We start from the raw sequence: 12,124 nt of genomic DNA, 5'->3' as shown, positions 1-12,124 counted from the left end.
TAAAGGAACCTGATCATGGTTGATTCGCGCCGTCCCGCTTTGCAACTGTTCGACCAGTTGTTCAGCGAGGAACAACACGTACAAGACATCGGACTGAAGAACCTCGAGACTTACCTGGAAACAGGCGGATCGATTTTCCTTCTGGTGGAAAAGGGTGTTCAAAGCCTGGTTCGGGAGCTGCAGCTCAGCGTTGAGGACGCGCAGCGTTTTTTGCGTGGCGCCAACAGCATGGCTACGCATCTGCGGCGCCAGTTTATCGAGCAGACGCTGACAGGCGACAAGCTAGCGACGACGCGCAGCTCCAGCGGCCTGTTATCGATGGTGGACGGCCCCAATTATCATGCGCTGATCGGTACCGATTTTGCTGCGCTGTGCCCACCCGATGCACTGGAGTCTATTTGGTCGCCTGCGGCGTATCTGATTGCGTTGTTGCGCTGGGTTTTTGATCGTCTGGAGGGCATCAATGAGGAAGACAAATATCGGTTGGTTATACGTCGTACGGATTTACTGAAGCTGGAAGTCGACTTCAACGCGGTTTATCAGTCGATGTCGTCTGTGGACATCATCGTCGAGGTGCTGGAGGCGTTCATTGCGGCGAACACTGATTCCGAATCGATTGAAGACGCGCTGATCCAGGCTCGCTACCCCAATGGCCTGCCGTATTACCAGCATTGGGTGACGGTTGATGGCATCGCGCAGTTTCACGACCTGTCGGTCGGCGACTTCGAGCACCAGGTCGACCTGACTTATCCCTATTTTCTGCAGGCCAATGCTCGGGGTGGCAATACTGCCCAGGGTTTCGCCCATGCGTCGCGGCTTGGCCCTTATCAACGCCAGTTGCTGACAGAGGCGCGTGCGGATTTTGCCGATCGCGAAGATTTTCTTGCGCACAACTTTGGTACCGATAATCTCGACAAATATCAGAATCTCAATCAGGTGGTGTTTTTGGGTGAGCGCACCAAGCTCGACAGCCGGCAGATCGAAGCCTTGCTGTCGACTGGCGACTTTGCTCCGATACGCTCGGCCAATGTGACCTATTCCGATGACGAGCCGGAGCACGCGGAAAGCGAGCGCTCGGGGTCGGTTTACATAAATAACAATACTGCGCCCGCGTTGCGTATCGACCCTGCAACCAAGCCTCGCCTTCGATTGACGTTAAGCCCCGACGACCCCATCGGTTTTGATCGATATGGCCGGATAAACCAGATGGTGCGCCTGGGCAACTGGACCGGATTACCGTTCGATCAGTTGGATGCAGTGTTGGCGGCCGCCATCAAGGCGACAGCGCTCGGCAACCCACTGAAACTCCCTCCGTACATGATGGACATCTCGAGTGGCGCGGTGCGTGCGCTTGGCTTGTTTCAGACGTTGCGCGAGCGCTATCAATGCACCGCTGCAGACTTTGCGGTGTATATCGGTGAACTGTCGGTTTATGGCCGCGGCGAAGCGCTGTCGCAATTCGATCAGGTGTTCAATTTTCAAACGGGTTATCGCGAGCCCTTGAGGCTCGACAATGGTGATTTTGCGGTGACGCCGACACCGGGCAAGGCAGACCTGACGGTTAACCAGCTCTGCAGTAGCCTGGTGATTGATCCGCAGACTTATTACGTTCTGGCAACGACGGTGGCCAGGGCTCATGGCTTGACCGACACACTGACACGCAGCTCGGCGATCATCTCGAGTTTTTATCGCTTGGTAGCGCTCCCCCGATTATTGGGCATCACGCCGATTGAAGGCGTACTGATGCTGTCGCTACTGGGTGGTGATGACTGGATCAATCGCTTCGCTGGCATTCCTGTCATTCATGACGTGCCGGATGGTTTGCCGGATGCGCTGGAACTGATCGAAGCCATGCACGGTTGCGTGCAGTGGTGCGCGCAAAACGACTTGCCGGTGTTGTGGGCATTGCAGCATGCGATCCCTGCGCCATCGGCACAGGAGGCGTCCGAACAGGAGGAGCAATTTTTCGAGCAGATTCGCAATTTGCTGCCAGCTGCACGGCTGTCCAATAGCGCGTTTCTGATGGGCGGCGTACCTGCGGCCGGGGCCGCCGACTGGCTCGATTTTTTGGCGACATCTGCCGATGGCCTTGAGCCGATCGTAGACGCTTATGGTCTGGTCTTACCTCCAGGCGGAACCGCCGAAGCGTATCCGGCTGCCGTCCATGAAAAAATCTCCCGGGCCGTCGACAGTGCCCTTGGCGAGCTCGAATCGGTATTGCGTCAGAACATCATCGACAGCATGGTCAGTGTATTTTTGCAGATGCGCGATGTTCAGAACTCGCTGGTCAAGGAAACGCTCGCCGTGTACGCCGGCATCGGCATTGATCAAGCATTACTGGCCCTGAGCTGGGCAAGTGCCACGGTTCATCAATTATTGCTGCTTGTGCTGGAGCAAACCGATAAGGAAGCCGAGGCGTACGGCCGAAAACGCTTGCGCAACGCCAACGTATTGCTCGATCTGATGGCTGAGGTTCGACGGCGCAGTGAGGTGGTGTCGACCCTGGGGTTAAGTGCCCCGGTGCTGCAGGACTATCAGGATTACGGCTACAAGGCCTGGCTCGGTCAGGACGACAGACATGCGTTGACGCTGCGCACTCTTTATTACCTCACAACGCTCACTCGCGCTTTTGCCCTCGCCTCTGCCTCGAGTCAGCAGCCGCCACAGAAACTGTTGGACTACCTGCGTCAGGTCAACGCCTTGCCGGCGGTTACCGGCGATGCAAGGTGGCTGGCGCAACAAGTGGCCGACATCAAGCTGGCCAATTTTTTTGGCTGGAGCGTGCAGGAAGTGCGCGAGTGTGTCAGCCGCATCGATCCCGAGCTGAAGGTGTTGAAAAACCTCAGCCAACTCGATTTGTTGATGCGCGTTCTGGTGCTGTCCACCAAGAGCGGTATGGATGCGTTGACGATTTTCCTGATCGGTAATCTGCCCGAAACCGTCGACAAACAGGCCTATGCCGAGGCTGCCGAACACGCCTTGCTCGGTGAGTCCGGTATGCAGGCTCCGATGGCGCATGTGCCGGAAAATCCCAGAGGGCTGGTCGTGCTCACGTGCGAGGTGGTGGGCAACAGCACGGTCGTGGCCAATAAACCAGACGAAAAAGTCACTTACAAGGTGACGCTCAAAGATGTGAAAGGGAAGGCGCTGAGTGGCATCAACGTTTATTGGAGCGCCACGTTGGGCACCATTGAAAGCGGCGCGACCGATATGGACGGAACGCTACTGGCCACGTTTATCCCCGGAACTGTAATGGGTCACGACACGCCACTGTTATGGCTGGACCTGTTTGAGCCGGAGGATGCCCCGGCTGTCCAGATTGGAGTCGACCATGGTTCGCTGTCTTTCCCGCTGGTTGAGCTTTCACCGACGCCTTCGGGTGACGTGCCGAAAGGCCATGAAGTGGAGCTTTACGCGGTGCTGGAAGATGCCTTCGGGAACCGCGCTCAGAACTCGCTCGTGGATTGGTTCTGGCAGAGCGCGTCGCCGACACCACTGGATGCTGCAATTATTCGCCCGGCGCAGGGGTTCACCGATCAGCAGGGGCTCACACGGGTTTTCGTCTCCAGCAAGACAGGAGGCAGCTTCCTGTTCAGTGTTCGCTCGCAATCTGGCGAGGCCGAAAGAGACTTCGTCCATGCCGTTACCTTCGTCGGTGAATGAGCAACGAGGTGAGCGGTCGTGCCTGGCGAGCGTGTGTCCCCGGGCCATATTCCAAGGAGCAAGATCATGGCACTGAGTAACATTGGCGGATTGCTGGAAAAACGTCGATCGGCACTGCTCGAATACTGCATTGGCCAAGTGGCCAATGAAAAATACCGGTTTTTGAAAACGCCTGAAGATTTATTCGAACTGCTGCGCATCGACCCACTGGACACTTATCAGGTAAAGAGTTCCAGAGTTGCCGAAGCGACAAGTTGTGTGCAGCAGTACATCCATGCGGTATATCGCAAACTTGAACCAGGTTTTCAACTGCACCAGTTCGACAAGTTTCATCTGATCGAATGGCAGCTCTTCAACAACTATCCCGACTGGGCCGCGCTGCAGCGTATTTCATGCTATCCGGAAGACTTCATTATTCCATCCGTGCGACGGCGCAAGACCACTCTGTTCAAAAACCTGGAAAACAACCTCAACCAGGCGCGCTTGAACAAAGATACCGTGCAGGCCGCGCTGCAAGACTATCTACACGCATTCGAGCTGACCTGCGATCTGGATGTGATCAGTTGTTTCATGGACGGCATGACACCTGCCAAAGCCGAATATTACTTTTTGGGGCGGCAGCGGGTGCAGCCATTTCAGTATTTCTGGCGCAAGGCCAGGATCGAACTGGGCGCGACCAGCGAAGCGGTCAGTCCGGCGGCCTGGAGTGAATGGCAAGCCGTGGAAATTCCTGCCGCCAATCAGGTGCTGGATATTCGCCCGGTGTTCTGGAATGGCCGGTTATGTGTGGTCTGGGCCGAATGGCGTGACCGGGTGGCGGGTAAGACCGAGGAAGATTCCGTTCCGTACAAACTGGATATCAACCTGGCGTTCATGACACAGAGCGGGCAGTGGTCGGCACCGCTGTGCGTAAACAGTTCAGAGCATGAAGGCATGCTTTATCCAGGCACTCGGCTGGTTGCGAGCGTGCGCACCGATTATCTTGATCCCAAAGGCAGGCTGGGAATTCTGCTGACGGGCAAGTTAATGCCGGGAACCTCAATACCGCCCGCGGACCTGAGAGTGCACGCGGTTTATGACGTGCTGATGCGCCCCGTCACCAGTGACGGTGGGGACTGGCTTGATCTGGCACTCAGAGACCGGTTTGTCAGCAACGAAACAGTGCAGCACCCGCTGGCCAGTCAAGTGAGGGTTGTTCCCAGTGTGACGACCGCAGGAGACATGACGCCGTACCTGGATTTGCAGGCTACTGCCTTGCGGGTCAATGATCATGATCAGCTGACGGTGCAGGGTTTTTGCAGGCCCACCGGATTTGCCAGCGCTACTACCAGCATCACTTTGCAGTTTTTGGGCATTCCAACAGCAGATGATCCAGACCCGATAACTGCGCAACTGGATCGGGCGGGGGGCTGGGTAACCGGGTCGTGGACATCCCATCGTGCCAAAGGCACATGGCTGAATCCGACACTTTTTTCGCTCGGTACAGACAACCCTGCGGTAGGAGTCAAGCAGTTTGAGCTGACGATTGTCGACCTCATGGACTTCGTTCCTCCTGCGCTGCACAAAAATACCGCCGATGCGGCACAGTTTCTCTCATTCAATCAATCCGGACTGGCGCTGAAATTCGTCAGGCTCAATTCATTGTTCGGCCCGGAACTGGTGAAACGTTCGAATGACTCCGTGGACGCAGTGCTGGACTGGGACACCCAATTCATTTCCGAGCCGGGACCGAACGGCGAGGATTTCCATGAGCCCAATGGTTTCTTCAACGGTGCCAATGGCCTGAATTTCTGGGAACTTTTTTTTCACCTGCCACATTTGGTCGCCACCCGCTTGAGCGATGAAGAGCGCTTCCAGGAAGCGCAAGACTGGCTGCATTACGTATTCGACCCACAGGCAACAGCCGATCCACAAAAGCCTGCCGACCGGAAACCGGACTACTGGCGTTGCCGGCCTTTGGATATCGGAACGGCGCCGGGCGAGCCGGGGTGTGAAATCCAGGATCCTTCGGATCCGGACGCCATTGGCTACGCGGCCCCCGCGCATTTTCAAATCCTGATGTTTACCGACTACGTGAAAAATCTGATGGCGTGGGGTGACTGGTATTACCGGCAGTTGACCCGTGACAGTCTTGTGGCCGCCAAACTTTGCTATGTCCAGGCCGGGTTTCTGATGGGGAAGGCGCCCACCGCCGAAACCGCGACCCGATGGCAGACCGATACCGTTGCAAACCTCTTGGCCAAAAGCGCCTCACGACCCGCACTCGAAGCGCTTGAAATGACGCTGGATTTCAGCAAGGTAGATTACCCAATCGCTTCCGATACCCCCCCGATGCTCGGGCTGTTGGGGTGCGAACCTTTCGAAATTCCGATCAATCAGTCGCTGCTCGACCTGTTTGCAGCGCCGCAACGCCGGCTGGATAACCTGCGCAACAATCTCACCATCGATGGCAAGCCTCTGGATATACCGCTGTTCAGCCCGATGACGGACCCCAGGCAACTGCTTCGCGATCTGGCGGCCGGAGGCATGGCCGGGCCGAGACCGATGGGCGGGCGGCTGGTAGTCAATGCGTTCCGCTGGCGCGTGACATTCGAAGTCGCGTTACGCGGGGTACAGATCTTGCGGGATTTCGGCAGTCTGGTGTCCCGTCTGCTGGAACAGCGTGATCGCGCCGAGCAGGAGGAAATGCAACAGAACCACCTGTTGGAACTGGGTCGCTACGCCGAGACGGTGCAGGAGCAATCCATTTCCCAGTTGCAGGCCAGCGTGACTGCACTGCAGAACAGCCGGGACATGGCGCAGGAACGTGCCGATGTGTACGCCATGCGTTGCAAGGAATATGTTTCGGCGGTCGAGTATCAGGTCCTGGACAGTCTGCAGCAGTCGAAGACATCCGCGCTGCAGGCCAAGGTTGTCAAAGTTACAGGCGGCGCCGTCGCGGCGTTACCGAAAATTTTTGGCATGTCCAATGGTGGCTTCAAACCCGAGCACGCGTTTGATGCAGTGGCTTTCGGCCTGGAAGTTTCCTCCTCACTGCTGCAAATCGACGCCGACAGGCAGGCCACGACTGAAGGTTATCGCCGTCGTGGTAGTGACTGGGCGCTGCAGCGCGATCAGGCACTGGCGGAAGTAAGTGCCATCAATGCGCAAATCGAAGCGCAAAACTATGCGCTCAGCGCGGCAACATCCAGCCTTGAACAGACGTTGCGGGCCAACAGTCAAGCATTGACGATGTACAACTTCCTGAAAAAACGCGCGAGCAATGCCGAGTTGTTCGGCTGGATGCTCGGCCAGCTCAAGGCGCTGCATTACCAGGCCTATGATGCGGTTGTCAGCCTGTGCCTCAGCGCTCAGGCTTCGCTGACCGCCGAAACCGGAGACTACGATGCGCAAATCCCCTTGCCGCAGGCCTGGCTGGATCACCGCTTTGGCCTGGGCTCTGGCGAGCAATTGCAGGTGTATCTGCTGGAGCAGGAACGCCGACACTTGCAAAGCTACGAGCGGCGGCTGGAGCTGGTCAAAACCACTTCGCTGCGGCAATTGTGCGATGACAAAGTCGATCCTCAACCAGGGATAACTTCCTGGGCGGATGCTCTGGAACGACTGATCGAGACCGGTGTATTGGAGTTCAGACTGACCCAATTGCTGTTTGATCGTGACCATCCCGGTCATTTCTGCAGGCAGATCAGATCAGTGGAGGTCGATCTGCCGATCCTGACCGGCGCCTACGAAGATGTACGGGCAAGCTTGCAGCAGAAAAGTAGCGTGCTGGCGACCCGAGCCACCACACAGTCCGTGCAGTATTTGCATAACCCGACCACAGTGGCTCCAGTGGATCTGGTGTTCAACCTGCGCAGCGCTCAGCAAGTCGTTTTGTCGCGCGGGCTTTCCGACAATGGCCTGACAAACCCGAGGCCCGAAGAGGGCTTGCTCAATCCGTTTGAATGCACTGGTGCAGTTTCACAATGGGTATTGCGTTTTCCATGGTTCTTGAAGCAGGCGCAAGCAGAGATGCTCCGCTCATTGCCCGACATCATTATTCGCCTGTACTACTGCGCCAAGGCCGGCGAGCCGACGTTCACTCAAAAAGTCGTCGACCTTGTCACTGAGGCTGAAACCGCCAGCCTCGCCAGGCGGACCAAAGGAGCAAGTGATCATGAATGATCCAGTCATCCAGGGAAACGAAAGTCTGGTGCGCAATGGCGACTTCAGTGACCGGCTCAATGAGTGGAGCCGCAGTGGGACCGTGGGCCGGGCGAAAGAGCTTTATGAAGGCGATTTCGTTAACTATATGGAAGTGGGCGCAGGGGGCGTGGCGACTCAGGTTGTCACGGCGCCTAAAACCCCGGCTGCCAGCGCCGGTTATGAATTGACGTTTCTGTGCGAGCTGCGCCCCGGTGTTGCATGGTCGGGTGAACCAGGCTGTTTGCGTATCCGCAAGGACGACGAGGTTCTGATGAGCATCGACCTCATAGCGGGGACAGACCGGAACCTCGAGGATGATCAAGCCCGCCTGGTGGCGGGGCAGCCGCTGGACTTCAAACCGCGGGTCTATCTGCGGTCGCTGGATCAACTGTCATTTGCCGGCGGCGATGAGCTGATCTTCGAAATCAGCGGTATACCGACCGATCCGCCCGACAACCGTACGACGGTCTGCATCACCCGCATCAACCTGCAATTGAAGCTGGAGCCATTGCAGCTTCGCGAGATATGTCTGGATGAAGAAGTGCTGGCACCGGGGCGAACGTTGCATCTGTGCCTGGGAGCGTCGCTTGGCAATGCGGTGAGCGACCCCCTCTACGTTTCGCACAGGCTCTCGTTCAAACCTGTGGACGGCAACGCCTGGCTGGGTACAAAGGTTGCGTTGAGCGCGCCTGGCAATCCGATGGAAGCAGTCAAGGCTGACCCTGACTGGAAAGTCGACGCTGCGTTGTTATCGCAATGGGAACTTGACTGCCCGGCAATCGGTGAAGAGAAAAGCTACGACTTCTCGATAGACGTGGTCAACCAGTACAACGCTGAAACTTATGTGATCGACGTGTCGCTGGGGCACCATCGCCTGGCGATAAGCAACGTGCAGGAAGCGGCTTATTACCCTGTACTGGAACTCCGGCAAAGTGTCCGGCTGGGCGTGCAAGTCATCTCGTTCTACACCGGCCAGGCGCTTGATGGCCGGGAGGTCAGGTGGACAGATACCGGACAGGGATTGCTCGGCACCGGCACCACCAATGAACAAGGTTGGGCGTACTTCGATTTCGTCCCTGAGCAAGCAGGCGAATGTGTCATCGAGGCCTCAGTCGACAGCCCTTATTACGCCAGTGGCGAGGTGACTCACGAATTTCCGGTGACAGTCCTGCAAACCGATCCCTGGATCGAGTTGCGGTGCGTTGTCGAGGAGCAGGAAACCCTCTGGAATGTGACCGGCTATCCCAACCGCGGCACAGAGCATCCTTTCATCGTGCGTTGGCCGGTCGCCAGTTCTTTGCGGGGAAGTACCCTGTCGCTGCACTGGAGCGGCGTCGGACACGAAGAGTTGAGGGTCACGGTTGACCCGCCGCTCCAGAAACCGGTCGCCTTCGATGGGAGCGACAGTCTCTGGACGCTGGCCTGCGAGGACTGGCTCGACGGTCGCTTTGAGCTGTCATTGGTCTGCTCAAGGTTATTGTTGCCATCGCCGCGTAAACCGATGTCGCTGGCGCGCAACATGGTCAGGATTGTTGACACGCGCGGTCCCAACCTTTCGCCGGTAGTGGAGAACGGTGCACAGACATTGATGCGGGTGAAGGTGGTGCATGTCACCGACAAGGGGGACGGTGAGCCAGTGATTGATGCGATGGTCGACTGGCAAACTCCCGAGGGTATGGTCAAGTCGCGTACCGGCAGTGGGGGCTGGGCCAGTCTGTATTACCGCCCGTTGACGGCGTTGAACAACGCGCGCGTTACCGCAAGCGTCAGTGCCTACGAAGGCGGGCCCGTGGATGAACGCGTATTTCTTGTCACAGCGCTCGAACGTGACGAGTGGAAGGACAAGGTCCGCATCACCTTTGATGGCAGCGAACCTGGCTGGCATGGAATCGTTTGCAAGCGCGGCCAGACGCATGTGCTGACGGTCCGCGCGCTGGATGACAGCTCCCTGATTGACCAGCCGGTCACGCTTCGATGGCGGGACGAAGAACCAGCGATTGGTCTGGATGTGAGCGACCTGGGCGTACGCAGAATATTGCGCAAAGGGGAAGATCTGACATGGACGTTCGAATCTGATCGCATCGAAAGTATCAGCAGCATTTTCGAGATGAAGTTGCTGACCGACACTCTTGGGGACCGCGAGTTGTTCTGCCGGCTGTTATCCACTGACATTCATGAAGAAATGACCGTCGTTCTGGATCAGATGACCGACCTGAGGGGGCAGCCGCTCTTTCCGTGTATTGGCGCTGTTCATCGCTATATCTTCCGCACGAATGCGCTGAGCCCTTTGGTAGGTATCGATATGGATCTGCAGTGGGGGGGAACCTCGGCGCAAGAGCTTGGAATCACATTGAACCCGCCACCGAAGAGCCTCAATTTTGTAGATGACAGTGGGTTTACCTGGACGCTGGACTGTTCAAAAAGCACGCAACCTGGGCGTTTCAGTCTCAACTTCATTATTCATTATCTTGGCTCGAGCGAAGTTAACACGATGACCTTGGCCCACCATAAAATCACGATCGAAGATGCGCGTGGAACCGCGGTGAATCCGGTCATTGGACAAGAACCGGCATGGATGTGGCTGAAGGTACGCTCGCCTTGGCGTCCCGACCTTGCCTTGGATCAAGTGCCTGTTCGATGGACAGTCGATGGCGACACCGAAGAGCACGGGACGGGGGCCGACGGCTGGAGTGGTTTTCCCTTTAGGTCGGCAACCGCAGATGAGCATGTGGTGACAGCGTCGATTGTCAGTCCTTATGACGGTTTCGAAGAAAGTCGCTCGATGAAGGTCATATCCCTGAAGGCGGACCCGTGGGCCGGGCTTGAATACAGTTTCGATTTCAAGCCGTTCAAGCCAATGGGGCAAGACACAGAGTTCCCGCGGCGCAATGGTCAGCACCACTTGCGCGTGAGAGCTGCGCCAGACAACGCCTTGCTGGGCCAGTACCTGACATTGGGAATGACCGGTACCGGGCCGGCGGAACTGGGCATCCGTTTTGAGGAACCAAGGCTGGGGGATCCCAGGTTGTTTTCAGGAGAAATGACCTACCGGTTCCAGGCAGGCGACCTCAAGGATGGGAGTTTTGGCTTGCGCTTTTCCTCCACTCGGCTCGCCAGTTTGTCTCCTGTTATTGCAATGTCGCTGGGCCAGGGCGATCAAGTGGTGAAAATCGCCGAACGTTCGCGAAGCACTCAGACATTGCTTTGGGGTGAGGCTGTGTCGGAGCAGATCACCATTGTTTCGGCCATCAGTGGCAAGCCGATGTCAGGGGTGCGGGTCGTCTGGCGCAGTCCGGATCTTGGCGAGGTGAGCACCACTACCAATTATCATGGCGAGGCACGGATTCGGTTTGTGCCAACGACACCGGGATCGGCGCAACTGACCGCTACGGTGGGGGATGCGCAGTATTCGGAATCGATTTCGTTGCCGTATTTTTTGCACGAGCCTCGCAAAATTGTCGGGTTGTATGTGTCGGGTGATACCGAGGATTACGCCCATGCCAAGGTGGTTTCCGTGCTTACTGGCGCGCCGCTGGCAGATATCGAAGTAGTGTGGGAATTCGAAAACCAACCACTGGGAACTTCGCTGACAGGCGTAGATGGCATTGCTCATTTGCCATCGGCTCTGCCTGGCGATGGCGTTTTGCACGCTGCGGTAAAAGGTGGTGTGGCAGGCTGGGACATGGCGTCTTTATTGTATGCAGGTCAAGTGCCCATCATCGAATCACTCAACTTCGACAGAACAACAATCTATCGCGCAGATGAAGTAAACGCTTGGGCAGTCGTGAAAAACCGACCGCACGGTACTCCTGTAAGAAACGTGCCAGTCAGTTGGCAATTCGCCGGACAATCGCTGCCCATATCGATGTCCGACGAGTACGGGATTGCTCCGGCAATATTTCTGGCTGCTGAAGTCGGGGAGTTTGATCTGGTGGCATCGCTGCATCTGGCCACGGGTTCGGTAACACAGAAAATCAACGTGGTTACTCGGCCGAGTGTCATTTTGCGCGCCATTTACGCATTGCCCCCCATTGGTCAAGCGGGCAAGCCTGTGACCGTTGCGGTGCAAGTGGTAAAAAATCTGACCGAGCCGGTCGTCGGCATGAGCGTGCTCTGGACCGTTGATGATATTCCGTTGAGAGGGACTCCCAGCGATGAGAAGGGGTGGTCGAAGGTGGTTTATGAACCTGCTGAAATCGGTTCGGTTGTTGTCAGGGCAAGCGTGACCAACCCTGTGGGAACAGCCGAAAGCTCATTGACGTTGGTCGTGGTCTGA

Annotated in this window: 3 protein-coding genes; all 3 read left to right on the top strand. The window is 56.9% G+C overall.

Annotated elements, in window-relative coordinates; genetic code table 11:
• The first annotated feature begins 15 nt into the window (after nucleotides 1-15).
• Nucleotides 16-3,663, top strand: coding sequence for a Tc toxin subunit A (locus VNV36_RS09315; RefSeq protein ID WP_325717505.1), 3,648 nt, complete (start codon nucleotides 16-18; stop codon nucleotides 3,661-3,663).
• A 66-nt stretch (nucleotides 3,664-3,729) separates the two neighbouring features.
• A complete protein-coding gene (locus VNV36_RS09310; RefSeq protein ID WP_325717504.1) occupies nucleotides 3,730-7,827 on the top strand; it encodes a Tc toxin subunit A-related protein in 4,098 nt (1,365 codons plus the stop codon).
• Nucleotides 7,820-12,124, top strand: coding sequence for an Ig-like domain-containing protein (locus VNV36_RS09305; RefSeq protein WP_325717503.1), 4,305 nt, complete (start codon nucleotides 7,820-7,822; stop codon nucleotides 12,122-12,124). The genes VNV36_RS09310 and VNV36_RS09305 overlap by 8 nt, the downstream gene beginning before the upstream one ends.

This window comes from Pseudomonas sp. (assembly GCF_035554175.1).
GTDB lineage: Bacteria > Pseudomonadota > Gammaproteobacteria > Pseudomonadales > Pseudomonadaceae > Aquipseudomonas.
This window is presented reverse-complemented; position numbering and strand designations above follow the sequence as displayed.